The 19,339-nt window shown below is 71.6% G+C and carries 20 protein-coding genes; 13 read left to right on the top strand and 7 right to left on the bottom strand.

The features are described from left to right. Window positions 1-36 precede the first annotated feature (36 nt). The 8 genes from OHN19_RS03225 (at window position 37) to OHN19_RS03190 (ending at window position 8,316) form a co-directional block, all read left to right on the top strand. On the top strand, window positions 37-1,077 hold the full coding sequence (locus OHN19_RS03225; RefSeq protein ID WP_330262631.1) for an ABC transporter permease: 1,041 nt from the start codon (window positions 37-39) through the stop codon (window positions 1,075-1,077). Further along, complete coding sequence (locus tag OHN19_RS03220; protein ID WP_330262630.1) at window positions 1,070-2,047, top strand: ABC transporter permease; 978 nt, start codon at window positions 1,070-1,072, stop codon at window positions 2,045-2,047. The genes OHN19_RS03225 and OHN19_RS03220 overlap by 8 nt, the downstream gene beginning before the upstream one ends. Before the next feature lie 95 nt (window positions 2,048-2,142). Then, window positions 2,143-3,222, top strand: a complete 1,080-nt coding sequence (gene rhaS / locus OHN19_RS03215; RefSeq protein ID WP_330262629.1) for a rhamnose ABC transporter substrate-binding protein — start codon at window positions 2,143-2,145, stop codon at window positions 3,220-3,222. 25 nt (window positions 3,223-3,247) lie between these two features. Then, window positions 3,248-3,568 carry an L-rhamnose mutarotase gene (locus OHN19_RS03210; protein WP_330262628.1) on the top strand — a complete coding sequence of 107 codons (321 nt, stop codon included), beginning with the start codon at window positions 3,248-3,250 and terminating at the stop codon, window positions 3,566-3,568. 59 nt (window positions 3,569-3,627) lie between these two features. After that, window positions 3,628-5,052: a BNR repeat-containing protein gene (locus OHN19_RS03205; protein ID WP_330262627.1), complete on the top strand. Its 1,425-nt coding sequence runs from the start codon at window positions 3,628-3,630 to the stop codon at window positions 5,050-5,052. 78 nt (window positions 5,053-5,130) lie between these two features. Beyond that, window positions 5,131-6,156, top strand: a complete 1,026-nt coding sequence (locus tag OHN19_RS03200) for a LacI family DNA-binding transcriptional regulator (RefSeq protein ID WP_123765869.1) — start codon at window positions 5,131-5,133, stop codon at window positions 6,154-6,156. Between the two features lie 120 nt (window positions 6,157-6,276). Further along, window positions 6,277-7,578, top strand: a complete 1,302-nt coding sequence (locus tag OHN19_RS03195; RefSeq protein WP_330262626.1) for an alpha/beta fold hydrolase — start codon at window positions 6,277-6,279, stop codon at window positions 7,576-7,578. Between the two features lie 132 nt (window positions 7,579-7,710). Continuing rightward, window positions 7,711-8,316 carry an FxLYD domain-containing protein gene (locus tag OHN19_RS03190; protein ID WP_330262625.1) on the top strand — a complete coding sequence of 202 codons (606 nt, stop codon included), beginning with the start codon at window positions 7,711-7,713 and terminating at the stop codon, window positions 8,314-8,316. Between the two features lie 14 nt (window positions 8,317-8,330). Here the strand turns inward: OHN19_RS03190 and OHN19_RS03185 are convergent, their stop codons facing one another. Then, window positions 8,331-8,531, bottom strand: a complete 201-nt coding sequence (locus OHN19_RS03185) for a DUF5999 family protein (protein WP_330262624.1) — start codon at window positions 8,529-8,531, stop codon at window positions 8,331-8,333. A gap of 161 nt (window positions 8,532-8,692) precedes the next feature. On the opposite strand from OHN19_RS03185, the gene OHN19_RS03180 reads away from it, so the two are divergent. Continuing rightward, window positions 8,693-9,514: a pentapeptide repeat-containing protein gene (locus OHN19_RS03180; protein ID WP_330262623.1), complete on the top strand. Its 822-nt coding sequence runs from the start codon at window positions 8,693-8,695 to the stop codon at window positions 9,512-9,514. Here OHN19_RS03180 and OHN19_RS03175 read toward each other — a convergent pair. Then, window positions 9,482-10,987 (bottom strand): cytochrome P450, encoded by a 1,506-nt coding sequence (locus OHN19_RS03175; protein WP_330262622.1) that lies wholly within the window; start codon window positions 10,985-10,987, stop codon window positions 9,482-9,484. The two genes, OHN19_RS03180 and OHN19_RS03175, sit on opposite strands and share 33 nt — an antisense overlap. Before the next feature lie 107 nt (window positions 10,988-11,094). On the opposite strand from OHN19_RS03175, the gene OHN19_RS03170 reads away from it, so the two are divergent. Continuing rightward, complete coding sequence (locus OHN19_RS03170; protein WP_330262621.1) at window positions 11,095-11,703, top strand: TetR/AcrR family transcriptional regulator; 609 nt, start codon at window positions 11,095-11,097, stop codon at window positions 11,701-11,703. A gap of 89 nt (window positions 11,704-11,792) precedes the next feature. Continuing rightward, window positions 11,793-12,518: a DUF2470 domain-containing protein gene (locus OHN19_RS03165; RefSeq protein ID WP_330262620.1), complete on the top strand. Its 726-nt coding sequence runs from the start codon at window positions 11,793-11,795 to the stop codon at window positions 12,516-12,518. Here OHN19_RS03165 and OHN19_RS03160 read toward each other — a convergent pair. The 4 genes from OHN19_RS03160 to OHN19_RS03145 all read right to left on the bottom strand — a co-directional run bounded on the left by OHN19_RS03160 (window position 12,486) and on the right by OHN19_RS03145 (window position 16,873). Beyond that, a complete protein-coding gene (locus OHN19_RS03160) occupies window positions 12,486-13,712 on the bottom strand; it encodes a lactonase family protein (RefSeq protein ID WP_330262619.1) in 1,227 nt (408 codons plus the stop codon). The two genes, OHN19_RS03165 and OHN19_RS03160, sit on opposite strands and share 33 nt — an antisense overlap. Before the next feature lie 92 nt (window positions 13,713-13,804). Further along, window positions 13,805-14,827: a hypothetical protein gene (locus OHN19_RS03155; protein ID WP_330262618.1), complete on the bottom strand. Its 1,023-nt coding sequence runs from the start codon at window positions 14,825-14,827 to the stop codon at window positions 13,805-13,807. 30 nt (window positions 14,828-14,857) lie between these two features. Further along, window positions 14,858-16,135 carry an FUSC family protein gene (locus tag OHN19_RS03150; RefSeq protein ID WP_330262617.1) on the bottom strand — a complete coding sequence of 426 codons (1,278 nt, stop codon included), beginning with the start codon at window positions 16,133-16,135 and terminating at the stop codon, window positions 14,858-14,860. 150 nt (window positions 16,136-16,285) lie between these two features. Then, window positions 16,286-16,873 (bottom strand): CGNR zinc finger domain-containing protein, encoded by a 588-nt coding sequence (locus OHN19_RS03145; protein ID WP_330262616.1) that lies wholly within the window; start codon window positions 16,871-16,873, stop codon window positions 16,286-16,288. A gap of 142 nt (window positions 16,874-17,015) precedes the next feature. On the opposite strand from OHN19_RS03145, the gene OHN19_RS03140 reads away from it, so the two are divergent. Further along, window positions 17,016-18,023, top strand: coding sequence for a quinone oxidoreductase family protein (locus OHN19_RS03140; protein ID WP_330262615.1), 1,008 nt, complete (start codon window positions 17,016-17,018; stop codon window positions 18,021-18,023). Between the two features lie 57 nt (window positions 18,024-18,080). Then, entirely contained in the window at window positions 18,081-18,968 is an 888-nt protein-coding gene (locus tag OHN19_RS03135) for a DUF3626 domain-containing protein (protein ID WP_330262614.1), read from the top strand. Window positions 18,969-18,974: 6 nt separating this feature from the next. Here OHN19_RS03135 and OHN19_RS03130 read toward each other — a convergent pair whose 3' ends face one another. Further along, window positions 18,975-19,328 (bottom strand): nuclear transport factor 2 family protein, encoded by a 354-nt coding sequence (locus OHN19_RS03130; RefSeq protein ID WP_330262613.1) that lies wholly within the window; start codon window positions 19,326-19,328, stop codon window positions 18,975-18,977. Between the last annotated feature and the right edge of the window lie 11 nt (window positions 19,329-19,339).

Genomic DNA, 19,339 nt, shown 5'->3' with positions numbered 1-19,339 from the left:
CGCCCTGACGCCCCCAGTCCTCGGGAGGGCCGCCGCATGACGGTCACCACCCCTCAGCAGGCCCCTCCCGCCGAGGTGCCCAAGTCCAGCGGCACCCGCCTGGTCGACCGCGTCTTCAAGATGCGCGAGCTCGCCATCCTGGTCGTCTTCCTGGTGATGATCGTCGTCACCCAGATCGGGAACAGCGACTTCCTCACCGAGCAGGGCATCAAGGACCTGCTGCTCAACGCCACCATCCTGGTCCTGGTCGCCACCGGCCAGTCGCTGGTCGTCATCACGAGGAACGTCGACCTCTCGGTCGGCTCCACCCTCGGCATCAGCGCCTTCGCCGCCGGCACCTATCTCCAGGGCGGCGGGAACCCCGTCGTGGCGATCGTGCTCGCGACCTTGATGGGCATCGGCTTCGGCCTGCTCAACGGCCTTCTCGTCAGCCTCGGCCAGGTGCCCGCGCTGGTGGTCACCCTCGGCACGCTCTACATCATCCGGGGCATCGACTCCATCTGGGTCGGCTCCCGGCAGATCACCGCGGCCGACCTCCCCGACAGCTTCGTGAACTTCGGCTCCGGTGGCATCTCCGCGGTGCCCTGGCTGGCGCTGATCGCACTCGCGGTGCTCGTCGCCACCGCCTACTACCTCAAGCACTTCGGCAGCGGACGCGAGCTGTACGCGCTCGGCTCCAACCCCGAGGCCGCACGGCTCGCCGGCATCCCGGTGCGCAAGCGGATCCTGGCCGCGTACACCTTCTGCGGCGGCCTCGCCGGCCTCGCCGGGGCGATGTACCTGGCCCGGTTCGGCAACGTCGACTCCGGGACCGGCACCGGCTACGAACTGACCGTCGTCAGCGCGGTCGTGGTCGGCGGTGTCGTCTTCACCGGCGGCTCCGGCAGCGTCTACGGCGCGGCCCTCGGCGCCCTGCTGCTGACCTCCATCAACAGCGTGCTGCCCGCCCTCGGCGTCAGCTCGGTCTGGGTGCTCGCCATCAACGGCATCCTGCTCATCCTCGCCATCGCGGTCGACCGGGTCGTCGCGCTGCGCGTGGCCTCCGCCCTGAAGAAGAGGAACGCCCGCCATGCCTGACTCCCTCACGCGTGCGATCCGCTGGGACACGGTCGTCGGCGCCCTCCTGATCGTCGTGCTGCTGCTGTCCTTCGGCACCGTCGACGGGTTCGGCAACGCGCTGAACCTGTCGTTCCTGATCGGCAACACCCTGCCGATCGCGCTGATCGCCCTGCCCATGACCCTGCTCGTGGTCTCCGGCGAGATCGACCTGTCCGTCGCCTCCACCGCCGGTCTGTCCGGCGCGGTGATGGGTGCCCTGTGGAACCAGGGCCTGACGATCGAGATGATCATCCCGATCTGCCTGGTCCTCGGTGTGGTGTGCGGCCTGATCAACGGCCTGCTCGTGACCCGGCTCGGCCTGCCCTCCCTCGCCGTCACCATCGGCACCCTCGCCGCCTACCGGGGCATCGCACAGATCGTGCTCGGCTCCGACGCGGTGACCGACTTCCCGACCCAGTACCTGGACTTCGCGGCCGGGCGGATCGGGGACACCTTCATCCCGCAGGCGTTCATCCCCTTCCTCGTCCTCTTCGCGATCGCCGTGGTCGTCCTGCACGCCACGCCGTTCGGCCGCTCGGTGTTCGCGACCGGCGCGAGCGAGGAGGCGGCCCGGTTCGCCGGCATCCGCGTCAAGCGGCAGAAGCTGATCCTGTTCACGGTGACCGGCCTGATGGCCTCCCTCACCGGCATCTTCTGGGCCCTGCACTACGCCAGCGCCCGCTACGACAACGCCACCGGGCTCGAACTCTCCGTCGTGGCCGCCGTGTTGCTGGGCGGTATCGACTTCGACGGAGGCAAGGGCACGTTGGGCGGCGCCATCGCCGGGGTCTTCCTGCTCGGCACGTTGCAGAACGTGATGAGTCTGCAGGACGTCTCCGCGCAGTCGCAGATCGTCGTCACCGGTGTGTTGCTCGTGTTGTCCGTTCTCGGCCCCAGGGTCGCGCGTCAGGTCGCTGTGGCGAGGGCCGCGCGTTCTTCCACTGGATAGGCCGTCGGTCGGCTGCGGGCCCGTCGTGGCTGGTCGCGCAGTTCCCCGCGCCCCTAGGGCGCTTCCGCTCACCTTCTTTCAAAGGAAACTCCGTCATGCGTAAGTCATCCCTCCGGCGTGCCTGCGTCGCCCTCGCCGCCGTCAGCTCTCTCGCCCTCACCGCCACCGCGTGCGGTGGCACCACCAAGAAGGACGTGCAGGACGAGGGTGCCTCGGCCGCCTCCACGGCCAAGGCCGACCCGAACGCGGCCACCAAGAAGGGCCTCACCGTCGGCTTCCTGCCCAAGCAGGTCAACAACCCGTACTTCACCTCCGCCGACAAGGGCGGCGAGAAGGCACTGACCGAACTGGGCAGCAAGTACAAGGAGGTCGGTCCCTCCAGCGCCACCGACACCGCCGGTCAGGTCTCCTACGTCAACACGCTCACCCAGCAGCAGGTGAACGCGATGGCCGTGTCCGCGCAGGACCCGGGCGCCCTGTGCACCGCGCTGAAGCAGGCGATGTCCAACGACATCAAGGTCGTCACCTACGACTCCGACACCAAGCCGGAGTGCCGCAACGCCTTCGTCTCGCAGGCCTCCGCCGAGGACCTCGGCCGCACCGAGGTGCAGCTGCTCGCCGAGCAGATCGGCTACAAGGGCGAGATCGCGATCCTGTCCGCCGCGCAGACCGCGACGAACCAGAACACCTGGATCGACTTCATGAAGGACGAGCTGAAGGACCCGAAGTACAAGAACATCAAGCTCGTCAAGGTCGCGTACGGCAACGACGACGCCCAGCAGTCCTTCCAGCAGACCCAGGGCCTGCTCCAGGAGTACCCGAACCTGAAGGGGATCATCTCCCCGACCACGGTCGGCATCAAGGCGGCCGCCCAGTACCTCTCCGGCTCCAAGTACAAGGGCAAGGTCAAGCTGACCGGCCTCGGCACCCCCAACGACATGCGCAAGTACGTCAAGAACGGCACCGTCGAGGCGTTCGAGCTGTGGGACCCGTCGAAGCTGGGCGCCCTTGCCGCGCAGACCGCCGTGGCCCTGGTCTCCGGCCAGATCACCGGCAAGGAGGGCGAGACCTTCAAGGCCGGCGACACGACGTACACCATCGGCAAGGACGGCGTGATCAACCTCGGCAAGCCGACCGTGTTCGACGCCAAGAACATCGACCAGTTCAACTTCTGATCTCCCCCTGAAGGAGCGGTACTTCATGCAGCGCGTCTGTTTCCTCCTCAAGGTCCGCGAGGACCGGATCGCCGAGTACCGCGAACGCCACGCCGCCGTGTGGCCCGAGATGCTCGAAGCGCTCTCGGCCACCGGCTGGCACAACTACTCGCTCTTCCTGCGCGACGACGGCCTGCTCGTCGGCTACCTGGAGACCGAGGACTTCGAGGCCGCCAAGGCAGGGATGGAAGCCACCGAGGTCAACGCACGCTGGCAGGCCGAGATGGGCGAGTTCTTCGAGTCCCTCGACGGAGCCCGCCCCGACGAGGCGATGAGACCGCTCACCGAGGTGTTCCACCTCGCCTGACCCCTCCCCGTAAGGCCCATCTCCCCAGACGGCCTCATCAGGACCGCAGGAGCCGCTCCATGAGAAGACGCACACTGCTCGCAGGTGCCATCGTGTCCGCCATGTCCACCTCCGCGCTCACCGGCGGCACCGCCCGCGCCGCCGACCCCGGCCCCTCGGTCACCCGGACCGGGACCACCACGCTCGATGCCCAGGCCGTCTTCTTCGTCTCCTACGACGGCCTGGTGAACAACAACTCGTTCCAGAAGAACGGCCTGTTGACCTACAAGGGCTACCAGTACGCCGTCTGGTACACCGCCGACAAGAACGCCGTCGTCGGCCGCCGTGTCCTGGGCGGGAGCACCTGGTCCACCGTCCAGGTCGGCCACACCCTCAAGACGAGCGACTCCCACAACGTCATCTCCATGGGCGTCTCCAAGGTCGACGGCCGCCTCCACCTCAACATGGACTCGCACAGCGACGGATTCACCTACGTCAAGTCGGTCGCCGGCCTCATGGACAACCCGGCGGGGCTGAGCTGGACCGCCGCCCGCTTCGGCGCACCCCAGTCCACCCTGGACGGCCTCGCCCTCACGTCGCAGTTCACCTACCCGCAGTTCGTCAACACCCCTGACGGCAAGCTCCAGTTGAGCTACCGGGTCGGGATATCCGGCAACGGCCGCAACGCCCTCGCCGAGTACGACGGTTCGACCTGGACCAACCTCGGGGAGTGGTCCAGCTCCACCGGCACCTACACCAGCGAGCACGGCTCCTCGACGGCCCGCAACATGTACCTGCACGGCATCGACTACGACCGGAACGGCCGGCTGCACTCCTTCTTCACCTGGCGCGAGCAGAACGGCGCCGTGATGTGCAGCAGCGGCGGCATCACCAACCACGACACCGGTTACGTCTACTCCGACGACCGCGGCCGCACCTGGCGCAACAACGCCGGCACCGTCGTCGGCACCACCGGCGGTTCCGACAAGGTCGCCGTCACCGACGCCGGCCTCGTGATCGACCCCCTGAACCCGGACCACTCCCTGATGAACCAGGAGAGCCAGTTCACCGACTCCGCGGGCCTGCCGCACGCGATCATCAGCTACGTCCCCGGCCGCTTCGGCCAGTGCACGACCAACTACGTCAACGACCGCACCGCAAACGGCCGCGCCTTCCACGTCCGCAAGAACTCCTCGGGCACCTGGCAGAAGACCGAGATCCCGGTCGTGCTCGGCTCCAGCCAGCGCACCAAGCTGCTCCTGGACAAGTACGACAACGCCTACGCGGTCTTCCCGTTCGGCCGGATCGCGGGCGCCTCCAAGGCCTCCGGGTACACCGACTGGAAGATCCTCTTCGACGGCAGCGGCCTGAACGCCTTCGGCGAGGTCGTGATCGACGAGATGCGGATCGCCCAGGACAACGTGCTGTCGTTCATGTACCAGGAGAAGTCGAGCGGTACGACCCCCTCGGCGCTCCACGTCGTGGACTTCGCGCTGCCCGCCTGACCGCATCCGATCCGGGGGCGGCCTGCGGGTACTGTGAAGGCCCCCCGCCGCCCCCTGTTCCCTGGAGGTCCCTGCCCGATGGCCCAGTCGGTGGGTATCAAGGACGTCGCCCGTGCCGCCGGAGTCTCCGTCGGCACGGTCTCGAACGTCATCAACCGCCCGGACTCCGTCGCCACCGAGACCCGGGCGCGCGTCCTGTCCGCGATAGACCGGCTCGGCTACGTCCGCAGCGAGTCCGCACGCCAGCTGCGCGCGGGCCGCAGCCGGATCATGGGCCTGCTCGTCCTCGACATGGGCAACCCCTTCTTCGTCGACGTGGCACGCGGCGCCGAGCGCGCCGCCCGCGAGGACGGCCTCGGCGTGATGGTCTGCAACAGCGCCCAGAGCACGAGCGAGGAGTCCGAGTACCTCTCCCTCTTCGCCGAACAGCGGGTCCGGGGCGTGCTGCTCACCCCGACCGACGCCTCCGGCCGCAACATCGCCTCCTTCCGCCGGCACGGCATCCCCTTCGTCCTGGTCGACCGGGTCGCCGAGGGCACCACCGAGTGCTCGGTCTCCGTCGACGACGTCGCCGGCGGCGCGCTCGCCGTACGTCATCTCGTGGACGCCGGGCACCGCTCCATCGCGTACGTCAGCGGCCCGCCCGGCCTCAACCAGGTCCGCGACCGCCGCACCGGCGCCCTGAACGCGCTCGCCGAGGCGGGCCTGGGTCCCGAGCACCTGCGCGAGCTGCCCACCGAGCGCCTCGACGTGGCCGCCGGCCGGGACGCCGGCGCCCGCCTCCTCGGCCTCGCGGACCGCCCGACCGCCGTGTTCTGCGCCAACGACCTGCTCGCCCTCGGCGTCCTGCAGGCCATGTACGCGGCGGGGGTGACGGTCCCCGACGACCTCGCCATCGTCGGTTACGACGACATCGAGTTCGCGGCCGCCGCGGCCGTCCCGCTCACCTCGGTCCGCCAGCCCGCCGTCACCATGGGCGCGCTCGCCGCCGAGCTGCTCCTGGAGGAGACGGAGGCCGAGACCACCGGCAAGCGGCACGAGCACCGCCGGGTGGTGCTCCAGCCCGAACTGGTGGTGCGCCGCTCCAGTCTCGCGGCCCGCTGACCTCACCGCCCGCTGACCCGAGAGTCAGTAAGATTTCATGATCGAAGGGGTCGGCCGGCGGACGAACATGTGCTCAACTGGGACGCGCCCACAGAATGTCCGTCCGTCCCGGGAGCCCTGTTGACCGCGACCTACCGCCAGCCCGGCCTCGTCCTCACCGACCGCCGCTTCACCGTCCCCCTCGACCACGACGACCCGGCCGGGGAGACCATCGAGCTCTACGCCCGCGAGGCCGTCGCGAGCGACAAGGCGGGCCAGAACCTGCCCTGGCTGGTGTACCTCCAGGGCGGCCCGGGCTTCGGCGCGAACCGCTTCGTCGGCAAGAGCTCCTGGTTCGGCCGGGCCCTGAAGGAGTACCGCGTCCTCCTGCTCGACCAGCGCGGCACCGGCCACTCCAGCCCCGCCAACCGCCAGACGCTCCCGCTGCGCGGCGGCCCCGCCGAACAGGCCGACTACCTGGCCCGGTTCCGCGGCGACTCCATCGTCCGCGACTGCGAGGCGATCCGCCCCCAGATCACCGGCGGCGCCCCCTGGACCGTCCTCGGCCAGAGCTTCGGCGGCTTCTGCACGACCAGCTATCTCTCCCTCGCCCCCGAGGGTCTGGCCGCCGCCGTCATCACCGGCGGCCTGCCCTCCCTCGACGCCCACGCCGACGACGTCTACCGGGCCGCCTACCCGCGCATCGAGCGCAAGGTCACCGCGCACTACGCCCGCTATCCGCAGGACGTCGAGCGGGCCCGCCGGATCGCCGACCACCTGCTCACCCACGACGTCACCCTGCCGAACGGCTACCGGCTGACCGTCGAGGCCTTCCAGTCTCTCGGCATCCTGCTCGGCGGCGGCGAGGGCAGCCACCGCCTGCACTTCCTCCTCGAACACGCCTTCGTCCGCACCCCGCGGGGCCAAGAGCTCTCCGACGCCTTCCAGGAAGAGGTCCAGGGCCTCCTGTCGTACGCCTCCCACCCGCTGTACGCCCTCGTCCACGAGGCCTGCTACGCCCAGGACGAGCGGCCCACCGCCTGGTCGGCCGAACGGGTGCGCGGAGAGTTCCCGCAGTTCGACGCGGCCAAGACCCTCGCCGGGGACGAGCCGCTGCTGTTCACCGGCGAGTCCGTCCACCCCTGGACGTTCGACTGCGATCCGGCCCTGCGTCCGCTGCGCGAGACCGCCGAACTCCTCGCCGCCCGCACCGACTGGCAGCCCCTCTACGACCCGGCGCGGCTCGCCGTCAACGAGGTCCCGGTCGCCGCGGCCGTCTACCACGACGACATGTACGTCGACACGGCCCACTCCCTGGCGACCGCCCGGGCGATCCGCGGTCTGCGCACCTGGGTGACGGACGAGTTCGAGCACGACGGCGTCCGCGCGGGCGGCCCCCGGGTCCTGGACCGACTGCTCGCCCTCGCGCGCGACGAGGTCTGACGCCGAACACGCGAGGGGTTCAGGAGTTGAGGTGCCGGGCGGCCTCCCGGTGACGACATGCCCCTCTCTCGATTCCGGCATAAGGTTCATTTCGGTCATGTGTCGACGCCGGAGTCGAGAGGACGTCACCCGATGAGCACACCGTCACCCCACGGACGGTCCCGGATCGCTGCCCTCACCGTGGCCCTGGCCGCCGTGAGCACGCTCACCCTTGCCGCGTGCGGCGACGACTCCGGCGACTCCTCGGCCTCCTCGGCGACGCCCACCGCCCCGGACACGGCGTCCTTCTCCGGCGACGCGGCCTCCGCACTCGCGTCGCTGAAGGCCTCGGTCCGGGCCGAGGCCTCCGAGCGGGCCGCCTCCGCCTCGGCGGCCGCCTCCTCCTTCGAGGCCTCCGTTTCCGCGGAGACGGAACGCGCCAACAAGGCCGCGCAGACCGAGCTCGCCAAGGTCGACGGCGAGGGCAACGCGATGTCCGACGTCACCATGACCGGCAAGCCGCGCTCCTCGACCGGCGGGCTGCTCGCCGTCGTCGTCACCATCACCAACAAGACCGACAAGACGGCCTCCTACGCCGTCCAGGTCGACTTCCTCGACTCCGCGGGCAAGGCGGTGGAGACCCGGTACGTCGGCGCCGAGGACCTGAAGCCGGGGGAGAAGGTCCAGCCCCTCGCCGTCAGCCGCAAGCCCAGCGAGCCGGTGCTGACGCCCAAGCTGGCGAAGGCACAACGCTATTGACCCGCGCGGTCGGCTCAGGCGGCCACGGCCAGCGGACCGAGGGCGCGGTGCGGGCTCACGACGCGACCGTCGGGCAGCAGTTCACCGGTGTCGTCGAAGACGATGGTGCCGTTGCACAGCAGGCTCCAGCCCTGTTCGGGATGGGCGGAGACGATCACCGCACCGTGGTGGCCGGGGCTGTCGGCGGTGGGGCACGGGGGCTGGTGGCTGCACATGACGTCTCCTCGAATGCGGTCGGCTCCTGCCTCGTTCGGCCGGTCTCTCTGTGGTAGCCGAGCTTGTTTTCCGTTGTATGTGGAGACCCCCACATCGCCGGAAACTCATCGGTGAGTTCCCGTCAGCCGGGCCGGTGCGCGGGCCGGTTAGGCTGACGGCGATGCAAGAACAGATGATCGACCTCAGCGGTGACTGCGCGCGGTGCTTCGGGCTGTGCTGTGTCGCCCTGCCCTTCGCCGCCTCCGCGGACTTCGCCCTCGACAAGCCCGCCGGCAAGCCCTGCCCGAACCTCCGGGACGACCACCGGTGCGGGATCCACGCGCGGCTGCGCACCGAGGGCTTCACCGGTTGCACGGTCTACGACTGCTTCGGCGCCGGGCAGCAGGTCTCGCAGGTCACCTTCGGCGGCCGGGACTGGCGCACCGGCCCGCGCGAGGACGCCCGCCGGATGTTCGAGGTCTTCCCCGTGGTGCGCCAGCTCCACGAACTGCTCTGGTACCTCACCGAGGCGCTCACCCTGCCCGCGGCCCGCCCGGTCCACGCCGACCTGCGCCGCCTGCGGGAGCGGACCGAGACCCTCACCCGGGGGACCGCCGAGGAACTCACCGCTCTCGACGTCCCCGCGCACCGGCAGGAGGTCAACGCCCTCCTGCTCAGGACCAGCGAACTGGTCCGGGCGGGCGTCGGCACAAACAGCAAGAGGAAGAACCGCCGGGGCGCCGACCTGATGGGCGCCCGCCTCAAGGGCGCCGACCTGCGCGGGGCCACGCTCCGCGGCGCCTACCTCATCGCGGCCGACCTCACCGGCGCCGACCTGCGCGGCGCGGATCTGATCGGAGCCGACCTGCGGGACGCCGACCTCACGGACGCGGACCTGACCGGCGCGTTCTTCCTGACCCAGCCCCAGCTGAACGCGGCCCGGGGCGGCACCGGCACCAGGCTGCCGGCCTCAGTCACCCGCCCCGTGCACTGGACAGCGTGAATCCGGGACCGGTGCGGGTTCCTCGCCGGCCGTCGCAGTGGCGGCCGTGGTCCGCCGCTCCAGGTGCAGCCGCAGCCCCTCCGGCATCAGTGTCAGCCGCTCGGTCACGCTGAGCCGGTAGCCGGGGTCGGCCCGCAGCTCGTAGCGGCGCAGCAGGAGACCGAGCACCAGCGTGGCCTCGTGCAGCGCGAACTGGCGCCCGATGCAGGCCCGCGCCCCCGTGCCGAAGGGCTTGAAGACATGCGCCGGACGCGACCGTACGGCCTTGGGGTCGAAGCGGTCCGGGTCGAACCGCTCGGCGTCGGCGCCCCACACCTCGGGATCGCGCTGGAGCATCGGCGTGAGCACCAGCGTCCACGCACCCCGCCGCATCGGATGCCGACCGGCCAGCACGGTGTCCTCGACGGCTTCCCGGGCGAAGGCGGGCGCCGTCGGCCACAGCCGCAGCGACTCGTCCAGCACCCGGCGTACGTACCGCAGCTTCGCCACCTGGTCGTAGCCCGGCGCCGCCGCGTCGCCCCAGACCCGGTCCACCTCGGCACGGGCGCGGGCCGCTACCTCGGGGTGCCGGGAGAGGTAGTGCAGGGCGAAGGAGAGCGCGCCCGAGGTGGTCTCGTGGCCGGCCACCAGGAAGGTGATGACCTGCCGGCGGACGTTCTCCGGGGACAGCCGCTCACCGGTCTCCGGGTGGGCCGTCTCCAGCATCCGGTCCAGCAGGTCGCCGTCCCCGCTCGTGCCGCGCCGGGCCCGGACCAGGTCGTCGACCATGCGGTTGAGGTAGGCGATGTCGTCCGCGTTGCGCTGCGCGGCACGTCGTAGCAGAGCCGGGAAGGGGACCGAGTTGAGCCGCTGCGCGTAGGTCAGCGTGCCCACCATCGCCGTCACGAACGGATGCGGCCGGTCCCGTTCGAAGGAGCCGAAGTCATGACCGAACCCGGTGCGCGCGATGGTCTCCAGGGTCAGCTTGGTCATGTCCCCGGGCACGTCCACCGACCGGCCCGCGGCCTGCTCTCGGTCCCAGTGGTCCGTCAGCCGCCCGGCCACGGCCAGCATCATCGGGTGGTAGGCCGCCATCGCCTCCCGGCTGAAGCCCGGGGCCAGCACGTCGTGCGCCAGCTGCCAGTTCGGCTCGTGGTTGTAGGCCGTGAACAGCCCGTCCCCGGCGACCGGCCGCAGGTTCGCGACGCCGAGGCCCACATGCTTCGCGAACCGCGACTCGTCCGCGAGATCGGCCACCAGATCGGCGCCCCAGGTGAAGACGAACTCCCGGTTGAAGGCCTTGCGGCGGTAGATCGGACCCAGCTGGCGGGCGAAGCGCAGCGAGTCCTGGAGCGGGGTGGCCCGGTTGACGCCCAGCACATCACCGAGCAGGGGGAGGCGACGCGGCGGATGCGGAATGCGGTGCAGCTCCGGCCAGCCCAGCTCGGCGCTGCGAAACCCCGTCGGCCGCGTGGCCGTCGTCGTCTGCGCCATGACGAGATCTCCCTTGATCCAGCGGCAGTTGAGCGCGTTGTACGTCGGTTCAATAACGCGCCTCAGTCTGATCCCGTTGTTGAACCGGCGTCAAGTAAAGTGCGGGCATGGCCGGGAAGCAGGGCGAGCGCACGCGCCGCAGGCTCAGCACCGGGGAGCGCCGCGAGCAGCTCCTGTCGGTGGGGGCGAGGCTGTTCTCGGAGAGTCCGTACGACGACGTGTGGATCGAGCAGGTCGCCGAGATCGCCGGCGTCTCGCGCGGGCTGCTCTACCACTACTTCCCGACCAAGCGGGACTTCTTCGCGGCGGTCGTCGAGCGGGAGAGCGAGCGGATGCTGGCCATGACGGCCGCCGTGCCCGGCATCCCGGTGCGCGAGCAGCTCACGGCCGGGGTCGACACGTATCTGGAGTACGTCCACGCCCACGCGCACGGCTTCCGTGCCTTCCACCGCGCCGACGCGGCCGGGGACCAGGCCGTGCGCCGGGTCTACCAGCGGGCGCTGGCCGCACAGGAGCGGCAGATCCTCGCCGCGCTGGCCGCCGACCCGGAGTTCGGCCCGGCGGCGCAGGGGCGTCCTGACGTCCAGCTGGCCGTCCGCGGCTGGCTGGCCTTCACCACGGCCGTCTGCCTGGAGTGGCTGCGCGGCTCGGACCTCACCCGTGAGCAGGTGCGCGACCTGTGCGCACGGGCACTGCTGGGCGTTCTCACGCCCTGACCGGAAGTCGCACGTCCGTCACCCGTCCCAAGGTTGGCTTCATCGCCGATCTTCGATAGGTTAGGCAAGCCTTACCTTAGGAGGAACGGATGGGTGACAGCCAACCCTGGACGGCCGCGCCTTCCGCGGCGGAACACGCCCGGTCGGTGCTCGCCGCCGCTTGGTCCTGCGCGGTGACCGCGGAGGGCGGCCGCGAGGAGTTCGTCGGCGCGCACACCGTCACCGAGGACGGCCGCGTGACGCTGGACGTGCCCGAGGACAGCACCCTCGTGGCGGCCGCGATCTGCGCGCCCCGCGGCGAGCCGTCCGCCGTCCTGGAGTTCGCCGACGTGGCCCCCGTCCCCGTGCGCAGCCGGATCCGCGCCCGGCTGTGGATCGCCGGCTGGTTCGTCCCCGCGGACGGCAAGCTGGACTTCAAGGCCACCCGCGTGGTGCTGCGCCGGCCGTCCGGGGCGGTCGTCGTCGACCTGGACGAGTTCGCCGCCGCCGCGCCCGACCCGCTCGCCACCGCCGAGGCCCGGCTGCTCACCCACCTCGCCGACTGCCACCCCGACGCCGTCGAGCGGCTCACCCGGCTCGTCGACTCCGACAGCCTCCACGGCGCGGTCCGCGTCCAGCCCCTCGCCGTGGACCGGCACGGACTGACCCTGCGCATCGAGCGCGCCCGCGCCCACGGCGACGTACGCCTGCCGTTCCACGCGCCCGCCGACGACGTGGCGCGGCTGACGGAGCGCATGCACGTCCTGCTGACCCAGGCGAGCGCCGCATCCTGCCAGCGCGCCCTACAGCGGCAGCGCACAGACGGCGACGGGTGAGGCGAACGGCTCGCCGGCGGGCCGCAGTGCACCGCTCTTCGCGTTCACGTGGAAGACGCTGACGGTGCCGGACCGCTGGTTCGCCGCGAAGAGCAGCGTCCCGTCCGGCGAGAAGGCGATGTGCCGCGGGAAGTCACCGCGCACCGGCACGGTGTCCAGCAGCCGCAGCCGGGCGCCGTCCGCCTCCACCGCGTAGCGGGTCAGGCTGTTGTCGCCGCGGTTGGCGAGATACGCGAACGAGCCGTTCGCGGTGACCAGGAACTGCGCCGGGTAGCTGGTGCCCGCCCCCGTGCCCGTGGACTGGGCCGCCCCGACGGTCAGCCGGCCGCTCGCGCGGTCGTACGCGCAGACCGCCACCGTGTTGTCGCTCTCGTTGGCCAGATAGGCGTACCGGCCCCCGGGATGGAAGGTCAGGTGGCGCGGTCCGGCACCGGGCCGGGTGTGCGCCTGTGCCACCTGGGTGAGCGCGCCGGTGCGCTCGTTCAGGCGGTAGGTGTAGACGGTGTCGGTCCCGAGGTCGACCGCGAGCACATGGCCGCCGTCGGGACTGGTGAGGAACTGGTGGGCGTGCGGGCCGTCCTGGCCGGGACCCGGCGCGGGACTCGAGTGCGTGACCGTCTCCCTGCGCTCGCCGAGCGCTCCCGAGGCGTCGATCGGGTGCACGGCCACACTGCCGGAGCCGTAGTTCGCGCTGAGCAGCCAGCGCCCGCCCGGATGCACGGACAGATGGCACGGCCCCGCCCCGCCGGTGCTCCGGCTCCCGAGGACCTTGCGGTCGGCCAGGCGTACGGCGGTCACGGCGCCGGCGTCCTGCTCGGCGACCGCGTACAGCGTGCGGCCGTCGGGGTGCAGGGCGAGGTAGGAGGGGTTGGTGACGCCGGTGATCGTTCCGGTGCCGGTGATACGGCCGCTGACGGCGTCATAGGTGGCCAGACCGATGCCGGGGCCGCCGCCTTCCACCGTGGTGTACGTGCCCAGGTAGAGGGGGCGGGGTCCGGTCGCTGCCCGGCGGTACCGGGTGCCTGTCGGACTCGGGCTCGGTGAAGGGGGCGCCGGTGAGTTTGCCGTCTTCGACGGGGACGCCGACTCCGACCGCGCCCCGGACGACGTCGAGCAGCCCACGAGTGCCGAGCCCGCTCCCGCGAGGACACCGACGAACCGGCGCCTGCTCCAGCCGCCGTTCGCACTCTCCATCCCTGCGCACCCCGGGTGATCGACCGTCTCGGACCTGAACAGCCACCTTCGCCCGGATCACCCGGCCCGTGCAAACCGGGACCGGCCGACCGCTACCAGTCGCCGTCCTGCACCGGCTTGCCCGGCGCGTCCCCCAGCGGCTTGACCTGCGACGACGTCGGCGCCTCCCAGGGCTCGTGATCGTCCCCCAGCCAGTCCCCGACCGGCTTCACCCCGTCCAGGGCGTCCGCCGGGGCCAGGTCCTCCCCGTCCTGGTCGTAGTAGTCGAACCAGGGCAGCCCGGCCCTCGTGTACGCGGCGCGGTCCACGGGGGACGGCGGGGGAGCCTCACCGGTGATGCGGCGCCACTCGGGCGGAGTCACCAGGTGCACGAACACCCGCCCGGCCGCAGTGCCGGCCCAGTCGGACAGGGGCCGGTCGTCCCGGTAGACCTCCTGGCGCATCGAGCCGCCGACGCCGAGCCCCATCGCGGGAGCGCTGCGGGGTGCCGCCGCCGGGGCCGCGGGCGCCGCCATGGCCATGGGCGCGGCGGCGCCGTAGCCCATGGCCGGCCCGCTCGCCGAGCGCATCCGCTGCTGCGTCTCCCGCCACTCGGCCAGCCGCTTCTCGCTCAGCGGGAACGACTGGAGCTGTACGCCGCCCCAGACCTCCTCGCCGGTGACCTGCCCCTCGACGGTCGCGCCGAGACCGAGCGGCACCGCCACGAACTGGCGGACCGTCCCCTTGCCGGAGTTGATGCCGTCCAGCCAGGGCTGGCGGGGCAGGACCACGTAGTTCTGCGGATCACGGGCGAGCCGGTCGCTCCAGGGCGTGCCGGAGACCGCGCACACCTTGCCCACCCCGACCTGGAGGGCGACGGGCTCGGTGGTGCCGCCGAAGCTCAGCCACATCGCCTCCCGCAGATACACCGGCAGCATCACACCGCCGCGCGCCCGCCACTGCTCCGGCACGGTGTCGGGGTGGTCGGAGACGCGGCGCACCGGGAACTCGCCGAGCCCCGGCGGCAGCGGATGCGTGCCCGTCTCTGGCAGCCGCAGGGTGCGGATGAACCGCACGGCCGCACCGCCCGGCAGTCGCAGTGTGTTCCCGTCGATCCGCACGCTCGTGTCGGTCATCAACCCGCCCCCTTGATCGCAGTGCCTGCCTCACCTAGAACGACGGGCGAGTGCCGTGCGGTTCCGGCGCCAGCTCTCCTGCAACCGGGTCAGGCGCGGCATCCGCTCCCGCTGCTCGCGGGAGGCCCGGTCCAGCTCCTCCAGGAGGCGGCGGGAGCGGTGCTCGGTGTCCAGCTCGTCGAGGATGCGGTTGACCTCGGTGAGGACGGCACCGTGCAGCTGCCAGTGACGGGCGTCGCGCTGGATCTCCTCCAGCAGCAGCTGGGCCAGCTTGTCCCGGGTGGCGGAGGCCTGGCGCAGTTCGGCCGTGAGCCGCGCCTCCGCGGACTCGGCGCTCACACTGACGTGGGTGGTGACCAGGACGGCGAAGCTGACCACGGCGTCGCCGATCTCGGACAGCAGCTGCTCCACCGTACGACCGGTCTCCGGCCCGAACAGCGGTTCGGGATCCTGGTCCTTGTCGAGCGGGCCGGGTTCGTCGGCGAAGGGGTCGCGTTCCTTGGCGAGGTCGGTGAGGGTGCGGGCGAGCACCCTCAGCACCACCGTGCAGATCTCCAGGGTGTCCAGGCCGGTGCGCAGCACCACCCGGTGCAGCAGGCCCTCCTTCACCCTGGGGTTGAGCTTGAGGCTGTCCTCGGCCTGCCGGAGCGCGGCGTCCACCTCGACGATGTCGTGGTCGAGCTCGCGCGCCTCGTACAGCCGGGCGGTCGCCAGTTCCACGGGCGGCCGGCCCGCGGCCTCCTCGCCCATCCGCAGCATCAGCCTCCGCACCCGGCGGGCCAGCCCCTCGATCGACTCACCGGCCTCGTCCACCCACACCGGGGGAGCGAGCAGCAGATTGCAGGCCAGCCCCACGACCGCGCCGATCAGGGTCTCCAGGACCCGCGCCCAGGCGGTGTCCCCGACGGTGGTCACGCCGAGGACCAGCATCGCGCTGATCGCCACCTCGGGCACGAACTCCTCGACCCGCACCAGCCGTCCGACCACCAGTGACGCCACGATCAGCAGGCCCAGGCTCCACCAGGTCAGACCCACCAGCAGACTGAAGGCGATGGCGACGAGGACCCCGGTCACCACCGAGTTCACCCGGCGGATGCCGGTGGTGAGCGTGGAGTACAGGGTGACCTGCACGACGAGCAGCGCGGTCAGCGGCGCGGTGAGGGGCGCCGCCTCGGGACTGAGGCGCAGCGCGATGACGTACGCGATGGTCGCCGCGGCCGCCGACCGCAGGGTCTGCACGACCACGGGGTCCCGGCGCCGCTTCGCATAGGCAACGACGGACGCCGTCCACTCACGTACAACTCGCATGCTGTGCTCTGTTCCCGTTTCACAGAAGCGTCCACACATCCCTTGCAGACCGTACCGGTCCGCAAGGCAGCCCCACCTTGTTGGCTCAGGCCGGTCGGGGGCAAGGGGCGGGGGCCGTGACGGCGGCCACCACACCGTTCCAGCGGGGTGTCACCCCGTGGTGGCGGCCCGGCTCCGCGACCGGTACCCGGCGATCTTCGCCAGGTTCCCGCAGCGGTCCATCGAACACCAACGGCGGCGCCGGGCCTGTGAGTCGTCCAGGAACAGCAGGGAACAGCCCGGGTTCTCGCATTCCTTGACGCGCTCCAGGAGCGGCCCCCGTACCAGGAGCACGGCGTCCCGGGCCACCGTCGCGAGGGCCGCGCGGGCCGGTCCGCGGGCCGTCCAGCGGGCCGCCCCCAACTGGGGTGCGAGGTCCGGTTGGGCGGCGACCGCGTTGACCCGGGCCACGTCGGCCGGATCCGGCTCCTCGCCCGCCATCACGGCTCTGACCAGGCGGTACACGGCTTCCCGCAGCAGCCGGGCGTCCGCCAGGTCCCGCGCGCTCACCTGGACCGGCTCCGCCCCGGCGGCCAGCTCCGCCTCCGTGAACCAGCGCGCGAGGGCATCGGTGTCCGGGAGGCGCTCCAGCGGGGTGGCGTGCCGCTTGCCGAGGGTCGCGACGAAGTCCAGGCAGGGACGCCCGCCGATGAAGGGGAACGCGAGCGCCGGGTCGGCGGGGGCGGGGCTGGCGGTCATGGCATCGAGCGTACACCGGTTCATGCGGTGTCAGGTCGCGTGGCGCACCCCCTTGACACCAGTTGAACCAGTGTCGGAGGCTGACACCAGTTCAACTGGTGTCAGTCGCCTCGGTGCGGCTGTGGGAGAGAGCGGGTGCGGTATGCGTGCGGTGCGGATCGACAGGTTCGGCGGACCGGAGGTCCTGGTGCCGGTGGAGGTGCCCGATCCGGTGCCGGGTCCCGGCGAGGTGCTGGTGCGGATCGCCGCGGCCGGGGTGAACCGGGCGGACGCCCTGCTCCGGGCCGGCCGCTACCACCGCGCCGGCCGGCCGCCGCTGATCCCGGGTGCCGAGGCGGCGGGTGTCGTCGTCGAGGTGGGGGAGGGCGTGACGGAACTGGCGCCGGGGCAGCGGGTCATGGCCCTGGACGGCGGCAAGTCATCGGGTTTCTACGCGGAGTTGGCCACGGTGTCCGCCACCAACGTGGTCGTGCTCCCCGACGGCGTGGACCTCACGCGGGCCGCCACCCTGCCCATCGCCTGGCTCAGCGCCTGGTACTGCGTGCGGCACCTCGCCCGCGTCGCCAAGGGCGACACCGTGGTGGTGAAGGCGGCGGCGAGCGGTGTCGGCACCGCGGCCGTGCAGATCGCCGCCGAGGCGGGGGCGCGGGTGATCGCCCTGGCCGGATCGGCCGAGAAGGCCGCCTGGGCGGGGGAGTTCGGCGCCGACGTCACCGTCGACACCTCCGTCCACTCCGGCGACGCCGAGGTCGAGGAGGTGCTGCGGCTCACCGACGGCCACGGCGCCGACGTCGTCCTCGACACCGTCGGGGGCCGGGCCTTCGGGCTCAGCCTGCGTGAGGTGGGACACGGCGGCCGGGTCGTCGCGCTCGCCAATGTGGCCCTGGAGCCGAGCACCGTCGACACCCGTGACTTCTATCCCAAGAACGCCTCGATCCTCGGCTTCCAGCTCACCAACCTCCAGCTCCACGGCTACGATCCGCGTCCCGACCTGCGGGAACTCGCCGAGCGGGTCGCGGCCGGCGGCTATCGTGTGCCCGTCGAGACGGTCGTACCGCTGGAGGAGGCACGGGCCGCCCACGAGCGGCTGGAGCAGCGCGGCAACCGGGGCAAGATCGTGCTGTCCGTCGGGCCGGAATCCGTCAAATGAGGTGCGGGCTTCCGCCACTTCGGGTGATCATCCAGTAGATCGCCGAGGAGGGAAGCCGTGAGTCCAGTGAGGTCGGCCCGGGCGCGGGCGGCACTGAACCATGTGGCGGCCGTGTCGGAGGGGCCGGCCGTCGCCCCGGACGTGCGCGTCACGCTGAACTTCCACCCGGACCGGCTGGCCCGCGGCCTGCCCCTGCTGGAGGCGCTGGCCCAGGACGGCGTCTACCACTCGCAGTTCGTCACCGGCACCAGCAACGGCGGACTGACCGCGCACCCCGGCGGCGACCGCTGGCGCTGGGAGAGCCGGATCTTCGGCGGCGCCTACGACGACGCGGCCGCGCACGAACGGCCCGTGTACGGCGCGCTGAACTTCCGCCGTCAAGTCGTCGGCGCGGCACCGCGGTTCGGCTCCTCGCACTTCCGGCTGACCGGCGAGCCCCTCGCCCGCGCCACCTTCTGCTACCCCGACAGCGCCGCCGAGCCGGTCCACTTCGGCGTCGCATCCGGCATGTCCCTGATCGCCCTCGCGGAGGCCGACGAGCAGGACCCCCTCAACGACTACATCGAGGCCCAGGTGCACGGCGGCGTCGACCTGGCCCGCCATGTGGAGGCCCTCGTCCTGGACGCGAGCTACCGCGACACCCCCGTCGAGGCCGCCGCGCGCCGGCTGCCCGTCCCCGTCGAGTGGCACCCCGGCTACCGCATCACCGTCGCCGAGCTGTACCACCACGCCGACTACCGCGGTCAGGAGTACGCCGACCTGGGCGCGAGCATCGCCGAGGACGGACTGGTCGACCCCCGGATCATCGGCGACGCCGCCCGCACGGGACGGTACGAACTCCAGCACCTGAAGATGGTCTGGCACACGCTGGCCCGCTTCGGGGCGCCGGAGGGGGCGGGGACGGCGGCGAGGTGCGACTCGGCGCCCGGATTCGTCACACCGTGACGGAGGTCAGGCGGTGAACATCGTCATGACGGCGGCGATCCTTCCCTCCCGGGCGGTGATGACGTCGATCCCACGGACGGCGGGCGCGCCGGGCGGACCGAAGGCCCAGGCGAGTGCCCCCGTGTCGGGACCGGCGTAGCGCAGGCCGTCCTCCGTGAACTCGAAGTCGGCCGGGGCGTCGGCGAGGAGGGCGGCGGCCTTGTCCGCTAGAGCGTCACGGCCGGTGGTCGTGCCCTCGGGGTCGGTGAAGACGACGTCCTCGGTGTAGATGCGGTCGACGGTCGCGCGGCGGGTTGCGGCGTCGCGGTTGCCGAAGACTTCGTGCAGGTTGGCTGCGAGCAGATCGGTCACGGTGCGCATGATTCCTTCAA

Source organism: Streptomyces griseorubiginosus, from assembly GCF_036345115.1.
GTDB classification, from domain to species: domain Bacteria; phylum Actinomycetota; class Actinomycetes; order Streptomycetales; family Streptomycetaceae; genus Streptomyces; species Streptomyces griseorubiginosus_C.
This window is presented reverse-complemented; position numbering and strand designations above follow the sequence as displayed.